Here is a 14,638-nt window from a genome sequence, read left to right as displayed (position 1 = left end):
CGGGTTCTCCCATGAGAAAAGCCTGACCTTGCTGGCGGCCAGTTTAGAAATGATGAAGGCAAGATGACATTTGCTCGGCGGTTGACCGCATGAGCGTCATCAAAGTTTAGAAAAGGGGGCGTCAGCCGCCGGACTTCTTCGCGGTAAAGCCGCGCTTGCTCAGTTCGGCGAGCAGCAGCTCGACGTGGTCGCCCTGGATCTCGATGATCCCGTCCTTGAGCGCACCGCCGGTGCCGCAGCGCTTCTTCAGCGCGCTGGCCAGCTCCTTGAGCGGCTCCTCGGCCAACGGCACGCCGCTGACGGTGGTGACGGTCTTGCCGCCACGGCCCTTGGTTTCACGGCGTACACGGGCAATGCCATCGCCTTCCGGAATATGCGTCTGCTTGCAGATACAGGCATCCACCGGCTGGTTGCAGTCCGGGCAATGGCGACCGCCATCGGTGGAGTAGACGAGACCGCTCAAGGCGGAAAATGAAGAGGCTTTCTTGACCACCGGCTTGTCCTCGTAGGGGTCAGGATAGCGACTGGCCGACCTCAGTCGACCGCGAAGCCCCACTCAGGCAGGGGCAGCGCTAGCGGACAGACGTCCGCTGAAAAGGCCGCGCAGTGTAACGGCAAAGGCCACACTTGCTAAGTATGGATTTGCGTCATTGTGCGGCACTTTGGCGACGCAACCGGTAGGGCTGCAGGTAGGGCGGGTGCAAGCCGCCACAGCGAAAACAGCGGGTTGCCTCCGCCCTGCGGCTTTGCGCAGCTCAGCCAGCTGCGAGCGGCCTGTTTAAATAGCGCTCCAGCGCCGCCAGCGAATCCGGGCAATAGGGCAGACGACGGGTCTCCTCCAGCGCCTGGTCGATGCTGATGAAGCGCGCCTCCAGCACCTCTTCCGGCTGCAACAGCAGCGGCGCATCGGAGACCGCCGAGTAAGCCATGCACCACAGCCGGCTTTCCGGCGCGTCGTAGAAAAAGTGCGCATGCTCGACCAGCTCGGCGTCGGCGATGCCCAGCTCCTCGGCCAGCTCACGCTCGGCAGACAGGCGATAGTCCTCACCTTCGAGCACCATACCGCCGGCTGCCACGTCCCAGTAGCCGGGGTACAGCGCCTTGCTCAGGGTACGCCGATGCACGCACAGCAAACCGGCCGAGTTGAACAGGAGGATATAGGTGCCACGACCGATCAGCCGGCGCTCGCGCAGCTCGGCGCGGGAAACGCCGCCGAGCGGCTGGTCATGCTCATCGACCCAGGCCACGCGCTCCTGATCCGAGGCCGCGCGATGCGCCGCCTCGGCTGCAGAGATCGCCGCCATCAACCCTGGCTCAGCAACTGGCGCAGGTCGATCAGGCCGGCGTTGGCACGCGAGATGTAGTTGGCCATGACCAGCGAGTGGTTGGCGAGGATGCCGTAGCCGCTGCCGTTGAGGATCATCGGGCTCCACAGGGTCGCCTGCGCCGCCTCCAGCTCACGGATGATCTGGCGTACGCTGACGGTGGCGTTCTTCTTCGCCAGCACGTCGGCGAAGTCCACTTCGACGGCACGCAGCAGATGCGCCAGGGCCCAGGCCTGGCCACGGGCTTCGTAGAACACGTTGTCGATCTGCAGCCAGGGCGTCTCGTACACCCCGCCCTCACCGACCAGACCGGCCTCCTCGGCATCGTTGCCGACCTTCAGACTCTCGTTCAGACGTACCTGACCGACGCTGGCGGACAGCCGCTGGGACAACGAACCCAAGCGAGTACCGGCATCACCCAGCCAGTTGTTGAGGTTGTCGGCGCGGGTATAGAACTGCGCGTTCTGCTGGCTCAGGTCGGCCAGGTAGCGATCCAGCGACTTGATGCCTTCGCGGTATTCGGACTCGGAAGCCGGCAACGCCCAGCTTTTGTTATCGAAGTGAAAGCGCGGCTCGGCCTTGGCCAGATCGGTGTTCTCCGTGGATTGCGACTGCGAGCGCGAGAAGTCCTTGCGCAAGGCCCGGGAGAAATCGCGCACCTGTACCAGCACGCCGTATTCCCAGCTGGGCATGTTGTCCAGCCACAGACCAGGCGGGGCCAGGTCGTTGGAGAGGTAGCCACCGGGCTTGTCGAGCAGCGTGGAGGCCACCTGCTTGAGGGTTTCCACCGTGGTGTAGCCGGTCACCAGCTGGCGCTGGGCCTGCTGCGCAGCCGCCTGCGCGTGCTGCTGCACCTGGAAGGCGGCAGGCTCCTGGCTCCAGTACCAACCCACCACCAGGGCGATCAGCAGGTAGACACCAACCAGGCCACCCAGTGCGCGAGCGATCAGGCTGCCGCCACTGCGGCTGCCTCCGGTGGCCTTGTCGGTGCCGCCGTCCGAGGGCGTCGCACGATTCTTCCAGTCCAGCATGGCAGTGTCCTTTCATCAGCGAATTCATGTGTTCGACCGCGAACCCCGGCATGGGTTGCGACTCGTTCCGCACTATAAGGCAAGCAGACGGCAAAGCGCAGGGCGAGGCGGCAAACTTACCGCCGGGATGAGAAATCTACATTTTTGTCGCCTAGTCGACAGAAATAGAGGCGTCAATTGATCGACGGCAATGTCAATGACCATGGCGCCGGTGATAGCATCCAGCCACCACTTTTTGCCACCGGAAGTCGGCCCCATGACCGAGTTGCCAGACCCCAGTCGCGATCGCCTGAAACATCACTTCGCCCAGCGCGTGATCCACCAGGCGCGCCAGGTGCTGGAAGTCTGGCAGCGCCTGCAACGCAGTGAATGGAGCGAAGCCGGCATGGCCGAGCTGGGCGACGCCACGGTGCGCCTGCTGCGCTACGCCGAACGCTTCGAGCAGGCCGAACACGGCCAGCTGGCACAAAGCATCTGCAACAGCCTGGACGCCGTCGGCGAGAACCGTGGCCGCCTCAACAGCCACTTGATCGCCCAGCTCAACCAGACCATGCAGCGCCTGTCGCGCACCGGTCTGCGCCATGGCGACCACTTCGAACAGACCTTCCTGCCGCCGCTGCGCAAGCCGGTCTACCTGGCGCTGCAGGACGGTGATCGCGCCGAGCGCCTGGCTCATCAGCTGGAATTCTTCGGCCTTGCCGCCCACTCCCTGGCCGATGCCGATGCCTTCAAGGCGGCGGTGAGCGAACGCCACCCTGCCGCCATCGTCATGGACGTGGATTTCGCCGGCGCGGGCCTGGAACTGGCCAATGCCGTGCAACAGGGGCTGGAGCACAAGATACCGGTGCTGTTCTACAGCCATTGCGACACCGATACGCCGACCCGCCTGGCTGCGGTACGCGCCGGCGGCCAGGAGTTCTTCACCGGCTCGCTCGATGCATCCAGCCTGCTGGAACGCATCGAAGTGCTGACTCACGTCGTGCAGTACGACCCGTACAAGGTGCTGATCGTCGACGACTCCAAGGCGCAGGCGACTCACACCGAGCGCGTGCTCAACAGCGCCGGCATCCTCACCCATACGCTGACCGAGCCCATCCTGGCCATGGATGCGCTGACCGAGTTCCAACCGGATCTGATCATCCTCGACATGTACATGCCCGAGTGCAATGGCACCGAGCTGGCCAAGGTGATCCGCCATAACGACCGCTACGTCAGCGTGCCGATCATTTATCTGTCGGCCGAGGACGACCTGGACAAGCAGCTCGACGCCATGAGCGAGGGCGGCGACGACTTCCTCACCAAGCCGATCAAGCCGCGCCATCTGATCGCCACCGTGCGCAACCGCGCGGCGCGCGCGCGCAACCTCAAGGCGCGCATGGTGCGCGACAGCCTTACCGGCCTGTACAACCACACCCACACCCTGCAGTTACTCGACGACGCCTGTTTCCGTGCCCGCCGCGAGGAGCAACCGCTGGCCTTCGCCATGCTCGACATCGACCATTTCAAGAAGGTCAACGATACCTATGGTCACCCCATGGGCGACCGCGTGATCAAGGGCCTGGCCCTGTTTCTCAAGCAGCGTCTGCGCAAGACCGACCACATCGGCCGCTACGGTGGCGAGGAATTTGCCGTGGTGCTGCCCGACACCGACGCGCAATCGGCGCTCAAGGTGCTGGAGGAAATCCGCCAGCGCTTCGCCGAAATCCACTACCCCGCACAACCGCAGGATCTGAGCTGCACCTTCAGTTGCGGCATCGCCATGCTGGAGCCTGGCCTGGACGGCAACACGTTGTCCAAACGTGCCGACGAGGCGCTGTACAAGGCCAAGCATGGTGGGCGTAACCGGGTGGAGCTGTACCGCGGCGAATGACGAATGGCACTGTGACAGGGCGCACGGCGTCATAAGACTGTCACGCGCCTGAAATATCTTCTGGGCTCATCGTTCAGTCGTCGATCGAGCCCGCCATGCGCCTCAAGCTGCTTACCAACCTCAACACCTTGCTGCTGGTCACCGTTTGCGTGGCGCTGGCGGCCACGCTGTGGTGGTCGCAGCGCGCCTTGCAACAGCCCGTGCAACTGATGGAGCGCTATCTCGGCTTGTCGCAACAGTTCCAGCATGAGGTGGCAGACAACATCCAGGCCTATCTGACCAGCGGCAATGCCGTGCAACACAGCGCGGCGACACAGGCCATGGAGGATTTCGGCCAGGCACTGGATGAGCTGCCCCCGCAACTGGCCGAAGAGCTGCGCCCCAGCCTGGAGCAACTGCGCCGCTTCACCGCCAGCGAACTGCTCGCCGCCGGCAAGTTGGCCGGCGATCCGCAAGCGCTGCTGGTACAGGCCGAGCGTGAAATGAGCGGCAACCTGGGTCAACTCGCCGCATACGCGGGCAGCGCCACTGGCAGCCCGGCCGAGGCCTACCGCGCGCCGCTGTTCGAGGCCAGCAGCCGCCTGCTGCGCCTGGCGCATGCTCGCAACCGTTTCGTCAGCCTGGGCCGCAGCGAACTGATCAGCGACGTGGAGCGCGAGCTCGGCGCCCTCGGCCAGCAGGTAGAGCGTCTGGAAGCACTGCCGCTGCTCGGCGTGGAAGAGGCCTCCAGCTCGGCCAGTGACGGCTTCGCCGCCATGCTCGGACTCGACGACAGCGAACAACAAAGCCAGGCCGAGGATCGCGGCATCGCCCTCAAGCGCGAGCTTGGCTCACTGCTGCGCCGCTACCCGGGCGAATTGCAGCGCACCCGCGAGCTGGTCGAACAGCGCCAGAGCCTGGCCAAGGCCACTAGCGCGCGGGTCGCCGAAGTGCAGCAGGCACTGGCCGCACTGGAGCCGCTGGTCAAGGGCGAGTACGGACGCATCCAGGCCGAGGTACGGGTGATTCAGGGCCTGATGATCGGTCTGATCCTGCTCATCGCACTGATCATCGACCGCATCCAGCGCCGCCTGTCACGCGTACTGGGGCAACTGGTGCCGGCCCTGTCGGCCTGGGCTGGCGGCAACTTCACCAGTGCCATCGGTATCGACTCGCGCATTCGTGAGCTGCGCGACATCGAAGCCTCGCTCAACCACCTGCGGCGCTATCTGGTGGAGCTGGTGGGCACCATCAACGGCCATGCGGGAGAAGTCGCCGGCGCCAGCCGCTCGCTTGCCGAACTCAGCGGCGGCCTGCACGGCAGCGCCCAGCACCAGACCAACGACACCGCGCTGATCCGCGATGCCCTGGGTGAACTGGAAGCGACCATCGGCCAGGTCGCGGCCGACGCCAGCCAGACCGCCGAGGCCAGCCAAGCCGCTGACCAGGCCCTGGGCCAGGGCCAGCGCGTCATCGGCGAAAGTCTGCAAGGCCTGCATGCGCTGGTCGGCGAAGTGCAGAGCAACGCCCAGGCCATCGAGCGCCTGGCCGAGGAAACCACCACCATCGGCAACGTGCTCACGGTCATCCGTGGCATCGCCGAGCAGACCAACCTGCTGGCGCTCAACGCCGCCATCGAGGCGGCGCGTGCCGGCGAAGCGGGCCGAGGCTTTGCCGTGGTCGCCGACGAGGTGCGCTCGCTGTCGCAACGCACCGGTCATGCCACCGCCGAGATTCAGGATGTCATCGGCCGCCTGCAGACAGCCGCGCGGCAATCGGTACACGCCATGCGCGAGCAGGTGGAACATGCCGAAGCCACCGCGGGCAAGGCCGAGGCAGCGGACGGCGCCCTGGACGAGATCGTTACCGCCATCCGCACCATCGCCAGCATGGCGGCCCGCATCGCCGAAGCCACGGCCCAGCAGAGCGAGGCGGTCGGCGAGATTCGCGAGCACGGTGAACGCATCCACCAGTTGGGCGACGACAACCTCGGGCTCATCGCCACCGGGCGCAACGAGAGCGAGCGCCTGCTGCAACTCGGCGGCCAGCTGCACGAGGCAGTGCAGGCGTTTCGCGTTTAGCAGGCTCAGGCTGCGACAAGACGGCGCACGCGGGAACTCGTCGCGCACCGGCCTTTCCAAGGCTCCGCCCATCCCCAGCAATCGACAGCCCGGCGCGGCGACGGCGCTGTGGGTGGGTGCTTTCCGGTATCATGCCGCCACCTTTCGCCGAGATAGTCGTCCGATGTCACTGCGCCGCCTGCTGCTTCCGCTGCTACTGCTCTGCCTGAGCCTGCCCGCCGCCGCCAGCCTGCTGGATCAACGCCCGGCACCTGCGCCCCTGGGCGCGCCGCTGAACAACAGCAGTGACTTCCTGCCCGTGCGCGAGGCCTTCAAGCTGAGCCTGGTGAGCAGCGATGCCAAGGCCGTCACCCTGCGTTTCGTCGCTACCGAAGGCTATTACCTGTACCGCCATCGCCTGAACTTCAAGGTCGAACCGGCGGATCTGCAACTCGGCACGCCCGAGCTGCCACCCGGCAAGCCCAAGCACGACGAGTTCTTCGGCGACACCGAGGTCTACTACGGCGTGCTCGATGTGCGCCTGCCGCTGGACAACCCGAACAACCGCCCGCTGCGCCTGCAGGTCGGCTACCAGGGCTGCGCCGACAAGGGCCTGTGCTATCCGCCGGAAACCGAGTTCATCGAGATTGGCGATGTACCCGCCGGCACCGCGAATGGAGCTGCTGCGCCGGCGAGCTGGGACTGGAAAGACCTAGCTCTGTTCTTCCTCGCCGGGCTGGGCCTGACCTTTACCCCCTGCGTGCTGCCGATGCTGCCGATTCTCTCCGGCGTGGTGCTGCGCGGCCGCCCGAGTAATTCCCGTGGCCTGGTTCTGTCGCTCGCCTACGTATTGCCGATGGCGGCCTGCTATGCGCTGCTTGGCGCGCTGATGGGACTGTTCGGCGCCGGCCTCAACCTGCAGGCCATGCTACAGTCGCCCTGGATTCTGGTGCCCTTCGCAGCCTTCTTCAGCCTGTTTGCCCTGGCCATGTTCGGCGTCTTCGAACTGCGCCTGCCGGCATTCATTCGCGAGCGCCTCGACCAGCGCGCCAACCAGACACGCGGCGGCACCATCGCCGGGGCCGCGACCCTCGGCGTGCTCTCCAGCCTGATCGTCTCGCCCTGCATCACGGCGCCGCTGACGGCCCTGCTGCTGTACATCAGCAGCACTGGTGACGCAGTGGGTGGCGGCTTGCAACTGTTCGCGCTGGGCCTGGGCATGGGCACGCCACTGGTGTTGTTCGGCGCGGGCGGCGGTGCGCTGCTGCCAAAATCCGGCCCCTGGCTGGTGACGGTACGCAACGCGTTTGGCGTGATGCTGCTGGGCGTATCGGTCTGGCTGCTCGAGCGCGTGCTGCCAGGCAGCCTGAGCCTGGCGCTGTGGGGCCTGCTGGCCGGCGGCGTGGCAGTGTTCCTCGGCGCCCTGGAGTTCGGGCCGAAGACGCACCGGCAGAAGCTCGGCCAGATCGCCGGCCTGGCCCTGCTGGTCTACGCCCTGGCGGCCTGGGTCGGCGCCCTGCAAGGCGCGACCGATCCGCTCAAACCGCTCGGCCAACTGCAGGCTGACAACCTCAGCACCGGCAGCGCCAAGAGCGGTGCCTGGCAGACCCTCACCAGCCCCGCCGAGCTGGACGCCGCACTGGCCCAGGCCAAGGCGGCAGGTCAGCCGCTGCTGCTGGACTGGTACGCGGACTGGTGCATCAGCTGCAAGGTGATCGAGCGCGAGGTGTTCGGCAATGCCGATGTCGGCAGCAAACTGGCCGGCTGGCGCCTGGTTCGTTTCGACATCACCGAGAGCAACGCCGCTCAGCGCGCCCTGCTCGATCGTTACAAACTGTTCGGCCCACCGGCCATTCAGCTGTTCGCCGGCACTGGCGAGGAGCTGCAGGATCTGCGCGTCGTCGGTGAAATCGACGCGCCGGCCTTCGCGGCTCGCCTGGAAAGCGCGAAGGCTTCCCGGTAACGACCAAAACGCCTGCTATAGTCATATTTCTGCCGCAATTGGCGGGCAACGTGCCGGGTATTGCTGACAACAGGCCGCCTGCGGCATAGTCCCGCGCAGCCTGAACAACAAGGAATTCGAGCATGGCCACCCTACTGGTGTTGCACGGCCCCAATCTCAACCTGCTGGGCACCCGCGAGCCCGACAAATACGGCGCCACTACCCTGGCTCAGATCAATCAGGATCTGGAGCAGCGCGCCCGCGATGCAGGCCACCACCTGCTGCATCTGCAGAGCAATGCCGAGTACGAACTGATCGACCGCATTCATGCCGCCAAGGGCGAGGGTGTCGACTTCATCCTGATCAATCCGGCCGCTTTCACACATACCAGCGTCGCATTACGTGACGCGTTGCTGGCGGTGAGCATCCCATTCATCGAAGTGCACCTGTCCAACGTGCACAAGCGTGAACCTTTCCGCCATCACTCCTACTTTTCCGACGTTGCAGTAGGGGTGATCTGCGGCCTGGGCGCCAGCGGTTATCGGCTGGCCCTGGAAGCGGCACTCGAACAACTGGCCGAGCGCGCCTGACGCGACGCTCGGTAGACAAGTCCTACCTCACCTCTGGGAGTTGAACCTTCATGGATATCCGTAAAGTCAAGAAACTGATCGAGCTGCTGGAAGAGTCCGGTATCGACGAGCTGGAGATCAAAGAGGGCGAAGAGTCCGTACGCATCAGCCGTCACAGCAAACAACCGGCCTACGCCCCGCAACCGATGTACGCCCCTGCACCGGCTCCGGTAGCCGCGCCTGTTGCCGCCGCCGCTCCGAGCGCTGAAGCCGCCCCGGCTGCCGCACCGAAGCTGAACGGCACCGTCGCTCGCTCGCCGATGGTCGGCACCTTCTACCGCGCTGCTTCGCCGACCTCGGCCAACTTCGTCGAAGTCGGTCAGACCGTGAAGAAAGGCGACATCCTGTGCATCGTCGAAGCCATGAAGATGATGAACCACATCGAAGCCGAAGCCAGCGGCGTGATCGAGTCCATCCTGGTGGAAAACGGCCAGCCGGTTGAGTACGACCAGCCCCTGTTCACCATCGTTTGATGCGCGGGGAGCCTGCAATGCAGAAGCTGGAAAAAGTCCTGATCGCCAACCGTGGCGAAATCGCCCTGCGTATCCTGCGCGCCTGCAAGGAGCTGGGTATCAAGACGGTGGCTGTGCACTCCACCGCCGACCGCGAACTGATGCACCTGGGCCTGGCCGACGAGTCCGTCTGCATTGGTCCGGCACCTGGCGCGCAGTCCTACCTGAACATCCCGGCCATCATCAGCGCCGCTGAGCTGACCGGCGCCACGGGCATCCACCCGGGCTACGGCTTCCTCGCCGAGAACGCCGACTTCGCCGAGCAGGTGGAGAAATCCGGTTTCGCCTTCATCGGCCCGAAAGCTGACACCATCCGCCTGATGGGCGACAAGGTGTCGGCCAAGGACGCCATGATCAAAACCGGCGTGCCGGTGGTTCCCGGCTCCGACGGCCCGCTGCCGGAAGACGAGGAAGAAGCCCTGCGCATCGCCCGTGAAGTGGGCTACCCGGTGATCATCAAGGCCGCTGGCGGCGGCGGTGGTCGCGGCATGCGCGTGGTGCACAAGGAAGAAGACCTGATCAAGTCGGCCAAGCTGACCCGCACCGAAGCCGGTGCCGCGTTCGGCAACCCGATGGTCTATCTGGAAAAATTCCTCGGCAACCCGCGTCACGTCGAAGTCCAGGTGCTGTCCGACGGCCAGGGCAACGCCATTCACCTGTATGACCGCGACTGCTCGCTGCAGCGTCGCCACCAGAAGGTGATCGAAGAAGCCCCAGCCCCGCTGATCGACGAGAAGGCCCGTGCCGAAGTGCTCAAGCGCTGCGTCGATGCCTGCATCGAGATCGGCTACCGTGGCGCCGGCACCTTCGAGTTCCTCTATGAAGACGGTCGTTTCTACTTCATCGAGATGAACACTCGCGTGCAGGTGGAGCATCCGGTCACCGAGATGGTCACCGGCATCGACATCGTCAAGGAAATGCTCAGCATCGCCGCGGGCAACAAGCTGTCCATCAAGCAGGAAGACGTGAAGATCCTCGGCCACGCCATCGAGTGCCGAATCAACGCCGAAGACCCGGACAACTTCATGCCCAGCCCCGGCAAGGTCAAGCACTTCCACGCGCCAGGCGGCAACGGCGTACGCGTCGACTCGCACCTGTACAGCGGTTACAGCGTTCCGCCGCACTACGACTCGCTGATCGGCAAGCTGATCACCTACGGTCGTGACCGCGACGAAGCGATGGCGCGCATGCGCAATGCCCTGGACGAGATCGTCGTCGACGGCATCAAGACCAACGTGCCGCTGCACCGCGATCTGACCCGCGACAAGGGCTTCCTCAAAGGTGGTGTGAACATTCACTACCTGGAGAAGAAGCTGGGCATGGACAAGCACTGAGTCCTGACTCGCTGTCATGACAGGGGCTGCCTTCGGGCGGCCCCTTGTCGTTTCGGCACCGAACTGGCAAGCCGCCTTGCCCTTCAAGTAAGCTGCGCGGCCAAACGCGCGCCCTTCACGAGGTTTCCCATGCCCTGGTTACAAGTTCGTCTCGCCATCACGCCTGAGCAGGCGGAAACCTACGAAGACGCCCTGCTCAGCATCGGCGCGGTGTCGGTGACCTTCATGGACGCCGAAGATCAGCCGATCTTCGAGCCGGATCTGGGCACCACCCCGCTGTGGTCGAACACCCACCTGCTGGCGCTGTTCGAAGCCGATACCGACGAAGCGGCACTGATCGCCCACCTGACCCTGCTGTGCGGTGGTAGCCTGCCCGAGCACCAGATCGAGCACATCGAAGATCAGGACTGGGAACGCAGCTGGATGGACAACTTCCAGCCGATGCGTTTCGGCCAGCGCCTGTGGATCGTGCCGAGCTGGCACGCCGCACCGCAGCCGGAGGCGGTCAACCTGCTACTGGATCCGGGCCTGGCCTTCGGCACCGGCACCCACCCGACCACCGCCCTGTGCCTGGAGTGGCTCGACGGCCAGCCGCTGGAAGGTTGCGACCTGATCGATTTCGGCTGCGGTTCGGGCATTCTCGCCATCGCCGCCCTGCTGCTCGGCGCGCCACAAGCGGTGGGCACCGACATCGACCCGCAAGCCCTGGAAGCCTCGCGCGACAACGCCTCGCGCAACGGCATCGACCCGGCGCGCTTCCCGGTCTATCTGCCCGCCGACATGCCGCAGCAGCCTGCGGACGTGGTGGTCGCCAACATCCTCGCCGGCCCGCTGGTTTCTCTGGCACCTCAGATCAGCGCGCTGGTCAAAGCCGGTGGACGCCTGGCGCTCTCTGGCATCCTGGCCGAGCAGGCAGAAGAAGTGCGCGCCGCCTACGCAGATACCTTCGTCCTCGACCCGACCGCCGAGAAAGATGGCTGGGTGCGCATCAGCGGCGTCAAGCGCTGATGCGGCAGGCCGCAGGCGAACCGGCATAGCATTCGGCCGCGTTGGCATCTGCCTGCAGCCTGTGGCTTGCAGCCTGAAGCCGCTCCTTTAGACTAAGCGCCTCGATCAATCGGACTCCTGCATGAGCGAAAGCCACGTCACCCAGTGCCCCCATTGCCGCACCAGCTTCCGCGTCAGCCAGGCGCAGTTGGCCGCTGCCCATGGCGCCGTGCGCTGCGGGGCCTGCCTGCACGTGTTCAACGCCGCCGAACAATTGTTCGGGGCGGCAGCGCGAGTCCCCAAGCCCGCAGCCCCGGCGACCAGCGTAACGCCGCCAGCGGCGGCAGTTCCTAAAGCAGCCAAAGCGACCGACGACACCCTGTGGATCCACGACGATCTGGATCTGGATGGGCTCGACCTCGATGAAGAACTGGCCAAGCTGGAAGAGCAGGAACAACAGCTGTCGAAACAGTTCCTCGCCCTGGAGCCTTCACCGCGCCCCAGCGAAGGCTTCAAGCCAGCCGACGAACCCCGCCAGGCTGCGCACGACGAAGCCTGGGCGGAAGCCCTGCTACGCGAAGAGGCGAATGCCGAGCACCAGCGCAAGGCACACGCACGCGCGCAGGAACCAGACGAGCCCATAGTCCCGGCCTTCCGCCCCGCACCGCCTGCGCCCGTAAGCCAGGCCCCAGCCGACAGCATCGACGAGGAACCGCACGAACCTCGCCTGGGCCGCCTCGACATCGAGACCGATGACCCTGCTGACGAATCGCCCGCAGAGCCGGAGCTGACCGCAACCGAGCAAGAGCAACGGCCGCAGCGCAGCGAACCCAATCTGGGCCGTGAGCGCCTGTTCGAACTGGATGACGAACCGCTGCAACTGGATTGGCAACCGCGCCAGGGCATCGCCTGGGGTCGCGTATTCGGCTGGGGCCTGCTCAATCTCGTTGCGCTGGCGGGCCTGCTGGCTCAGTACGCCGCTTACAACTTCGACGAGCTGGCACGCCAGGATCGTTACCGCCCCTGGTTCGAGCAACTGTGCCCGAACATCGGCTGCAGCCTGCCGTCGAAGGTGGACATCAGCCAGATCCGCAGCAGCAACCTGGTGGTGCGCAGCCACCCCGAGTTTTCCGGCGCCCTGGTGGTAGACGCCATCCTCTACAACCGCGCGCCCTTCGCCCAGCCGTTCCCGCTGCTGGAAATGCGCTTTGCCGACATGGGCGGGCAACTGGTGGCCAGTCGCCGCTTCAAACCCAGTGAATACCTTGCAGGCGAGCTGGCCGGGCAGAGCGAGATGCCCCCGCAAACCCCTATCCATATCTCGCTGGACATCCTCGACCCGGGCCCGCGCGCGGTGAACTACAGCCTCAGCTTTCACTCCCCGGAATAGCCGCAAGCCCGCGTCCAGCCTGAGTTTGCGCCTTGCGACCTAACCTCCGGCAATAAGCCGGAGGCTGTTCAGAATTTGTTCAAAACGGCCTTTATCCGGTCATCCAGAGCGGGTATCATGCCCACCCTTTCGCGAGCACCCGCCCACCATCGTCTTCCCGCCGAAGACAGTGGAGGCAAGGTGTTGATCGCCATTCGACTCAACCCAGCAGGGATGCCCCATGTCGGCCCCACGCATTGGCCCATACACATTGCCCAATCGGTTGATCCTGGCCCCCATGGCCGGCGTCACCGATCGCCCGTTCCGCCAACTGTGCCGCCGCCTCGGCGCCGGTCTGGTGGTGTCGGAGATGGTCACCAGCGATGTGCGCCTGTGGAATAGCCGCAAGTCCAGCCTGCGCCTGCTGCATGCTGGTGATCCCGAGCCGCGCTCGGTACAGATCGCCGGCGGTGACCCGCAGATGATGGCCGACGCCGCCCGCAAGAACGTCGAGCTAGGCGCGCAGATCATCGATATCAACATGGGCTGTCCAGCGAAGAAGGTCTGCAACAAGGCCGCCGGCTCCGCCCTGCTGCGCGATGAGCCGCTGGTACGCGCGATCCTCGCCGCGGTGATCGGCGCGGTCGATGTCCCGGTCACCCTGAAAATCCGTACCGGCTGGGACAGGCAAAATAAGAACGGCATTACCGTGGCGAAAATCGCCGAAGATGCAGGCATCGCAGCGCTCGCCGTACATGGCCGCACTCGCGCCGACCTGTACACCGGCGAAGCCGAGTACGACACCATCGCCGCCATCAAGCAGGCGGTCAGCATTCCGGTGTTCGCCAATGGCGACATCGACTCCCCACAAAAAGCCAAAGCCGTGCTCGACGCCACTGGCGCCGACGCGCTGCTGATCGGCCGTGCCGCCCAGGGGCGGCCATGGATCTTCCGCGAGATCGATCACTACCTGCGCACCGGTGAGCTGTTGCCGCCGCCAGCACTGATCGAGGTGGAACGCATTCTGCTAGAGCATCTGGCCGCACTGCACGCCTTCTATGGCGACGTGATGGGCGTACGCATTGCCCGCAAGCATGTCGGTTGGTATCTGGCAACCCTGCCGGGCGCCAGGGAGTTTCGCGCCCAATTCAATCGTCTGGACAGCACGGACGCACAATGCGCCCAGGTTCGCGCGTTTTTCCGCGAACGGCACGAAGAAGGGAACGAGGTGGCCGCATGACGTTGATGACTGAGACCTTAGTGAGTGGAATTGCACCCGTGAGTGACAACACCAGCCTTAAACAGCACCTGAACACGCCGAGCGAAGAGGGTCAGACCCTGCGCGGCGCCGTGGAGAAGGCGCTGCACAATTACTTCGCCCATCTCGAGGGCGCGGACGTCACCGACGTCTACAATCTGGTGCTCACCGAAGTCGAGGCGCCGCTGCTGGAAACCGTCATGAACCACGTGAAAGGTAACCAGACCAAGGCCTCCGAACTGCTTGGCCTGAACCGCGGTACGCTGCGCAAGAAGCTCAAGCAGTACGACCTGCTGTAACCCAGAACTCCCGAAAAGGGCGGCCCGCATGAGCCGCCTTTTT

At 65.0% G+C, this 14,638-nt stretch carries 13 protein-coding genes; 10 read left to right on the top strand and 3 right to left on the bottom strand.

Annotation, left to right across the window (positions count from 1 at the left end; all coding sequences use genetic code 11):
* Positions 1 to 121: 121 nt before the first annotated feature.
* The 3 genes from ACODS1_RS11760 to ACODS1_RS11750 form a co-directional block, all read right to left on the bottom strand.
* Positions 122 to 493 carry a translation initiation factor Sui1 gene (locus tag ACODS1_RS11760; RefSeq protein WP_489085786.1) on the bottom strand — a complete coding sequence of 124 codons (372 nt, stop codon included), beginning with the start codon at positions 491 to 493 and terminating at the stop codon, positions 122 to 124.
* Positions 494 to 755: 262 nt separating this feature from the next.
* Positions 756 to 1,304 carry an NUDIX hydrolase gene (locus ACODS1_RS11755; protein WP_489085785.1) on the bottom strand — a complete coding sequence of 183 codons (549 nt, stop codon included), beginning with the start codon at positions 1,302 to 1,304 and terminating at the stop codon, positions 756 to 758.
* Positions 1,304 to 2,356: a DUF2333 family protein gene (locus ACODS1_RS11750; protein WP_489085784.1), complete on the bottom strand. Its 1,053-nt coding sequence runs from the start codon at positions 2,354 to 2,356 to the stop codon at positions 1,304 to 1,306. The genes ACODS1_RS11755 and ACODS1_RS11750 overlap by 1 nt, the downstream gene beginning before the upstream one ends.
* Positions 2,357 to 2,612: 256 nt before the next feature.
* Here ACODS1_RS11750 and ACODS1_RS11745 point away from each other — a divergent pair, with 256 nt between their 5' ends.
* The 10 genes from ACODS1_RS11745 to fis all read left to right on the top strand — a co-directional run bounded on the left by ACODS1_RS11745 (position 2,613) and on the right by fis (position 14,595).
* Entirely contained in the window at positions 2,613 to 4,226 is a 1,614-nt protein-coding gene (locus ACODS1_RS11745; protein WP_489085783.1) for a diguanylate cyclase, read from the top strand.
* Positions 4,227 to 4,321: 95 nt separating this feature from the next.
* Complete coding sequence (locus ACODS1_RS11740; RefSeq protein ID WP_489085782.1) at positions 4,322 to 6,286, top strand: methyl-accepting chemotaxis protein; 1,965 nt, start codon at positions 4,322 to 4,324, stop codon at positions 6,284 to 6,286.
* Between the two features lie 163 nt (positions 6,287 to 6,449).
* Positions 6,450 to 8,228, top strand: coding sequence for a protein-disulfide reductase DsbD (locus tag ACODS1_RS11735; protein ID WP_489085781.1), 1,779 nt, complete (start codon positions 6,450 to 6,452; stop codon positions 8,226 to 8,228).
* A gap of 122 nt (positions 8,229 to 8,350) precedes the next feature.
* Positions 8,351 to 8,797 (top strand): type II 3-dehydroquinate dehydratase, encoded by a 447-nt coding sequence (gene aroQ / locus ACODS1_RS11730; protein WP_489085780.1) that lies wholly within the window; start codon positions 8,351 to 8,353, stop codon positions 8,795 to 8,797.
* Between the two features lie 50 nt (positions 8,798 to 8,847).
* Positions 8,848 to 9,309: an acetyl-CoA carboxylase biotin carboxyl carrier protein gene (gene accB, locus ACODS1_RS11725; protein ID WP_296234160.1), complete on the top strand. Its 462-nt coding sequence runs from the start codon at positions 8,848 to 8,850 to the stop codon at positions 9,307 to 9,309.
* Between the two features lie 17 nt (positions 9,310 to 9,326).
* A complete protein-coding gene (gene accC, locus ACODS1_RS11720) occupies positions 9,327 to 10,682 on the top strand; it encodes an acetyl-CoA carboxylase biotin carboxylase subunit (protein WP_489085779.1) in 1,356 nt (451 codons plus the stop codon).
* A gap of 129 nt (positions 10,683 to 10,811) precedes the next feature.
* Positions 10,812 to 11,690 (top strand): 50S ribosomal protein L11 methyltransferase, encoded by an 879-nt coding sequence (prmA, locus tag ACODS1_RS11715; protein WP_489085778.1) that lies wholly within the window; start codon positions 10,812 to 10,814, stop codon positions 11,688 to 11,690.
* 121 nt (positions 11,691 to 11,811) lie between these two features.
* The gene (locus ACODS1_RS11710) at positions 11,812 to 13,059 is read left to right on the top strand and encodes a DUF3426 domain-containing protein (RefSeq protein WP_489085777.1); all 1,248 of its coding nucleotides are present in this window, start codon (positions 11,812 to 11,814) and stop codon (positions 13,057 to 13,059) included.
* 220 nt (positions 13,060 to 13,279) lie between these two features.
* Positions 13,280 to 14,278: a tRNA dihydrouridine synthase DusB gene (gene dusB, locus ACODS1_RS11705; RefSeq protein ID WP_489085776.1), complete on the top strand. Its 999-nt coding sequence runs from the start codon at positions 13,280 to 13,282 to the stop codon at positions 14,276 to 14,278.
* Positions 14,275 to 14,595, top strand: coding sequence for a DNA-binding transcriptional regulator Fis (gene fis / locus ACODS1_RS11700; protein ID WP_003242613.1), 321 nt, complete (start codon positions 14,275 to 14,277; stop codon positions 14,593 to 14,595). Before dusB ends, fis begins: the two co-directional genes overlap by 4 nt.
* Positions 14,596 to 14,638: the final 43 nt, after the last annotated feature.

The organism is Pseudomonas sp. FG29 (assembly GCF_057809355.1).
Note: the sequence above shows the minus strand (reverse complement) of the source record. Positions and strands in the feature narration are given on the sequence as shown.

Coding starts and splice junctions, on each gene's coding strand:
- ACODS1_RS11755 (WP_489085785.1), bottom strand. CDS start 1,304: ATGGCGGCGATCTCTGCAGCCGAGGCGGCGCATCGCGCGGCCTCGGAT.
- ACODS1_RS11750 (WP_489085784.1), bottom strand. CDS start 2,356: ATGCTGGACTGGAAGAATCGTGCGACGCCCTCGGACGGCGGCACCGAC.
- ACODS1_RS11745 (WP_489085783.1), top strand. CDS start 2,613: ATGACCGAGTTGCCAGACCCCAGTCGCGATCGCCTGAAACATCACTTC.
- ACODS1_RS11740 (WP_489085782.1), top strand. CDS start 4,322: ATGCGCCTCAAGCTGCTTACCAACCTCAACACCTTGCTGCTGGTCACC.
- ACODS1_RS11735 (WP_489085781.1), top strand. CDS start 6,450: ATGTCACTGCGCCGCCTGCTGCTTCCGCTGCTACTGCTCTGCCTGAGC.
- aroQ (WP_489085780.1), top strand. CDS start 8,351: ATGGCCACCCTACTGGTGTTGCACGGCCCCAATCTCAACCTGCTGGGC.
- accB (WP_296234160.1), top strand. CDS start 8,848: ATGGATATCCGTAAAGTCAAGAAACTGATCGAGCTGCTGGAAGAGTCC.
- accC (WP_489085779.1), top strand. CDS start 9,327: ATGCAGAAGCTGGAAAAAGTCCTGATCGCCAACCGTGGCGAAATCGCC.
- prmA (WP_489085778.1), top strand. CDS start 10,812: ATGCCCTGGTTACAAGTTCGTCTCGCCATCACGCCTGAGCAGGCGGAA.
- ACODS1_RS11710 (WP_489085777.1), top strand. CDS start 11,812: ATGAGCGAAAGCCACGTCACCCAGTGCCCCCATTGCCGCACCAGCTTC.
- dusB (WP_489085776.1), top strand. CDS start 13,280: ATGTCGGCCCCACGCATTGGCCCATACACATTGCCCAATCGGTTGATC.
- fis (WP_003242613.1), top strand. CDS start 14,275: ATGACGTTGATGACTGAGACCTTAGTGAGTGGAATTGCACCCGTGAGT.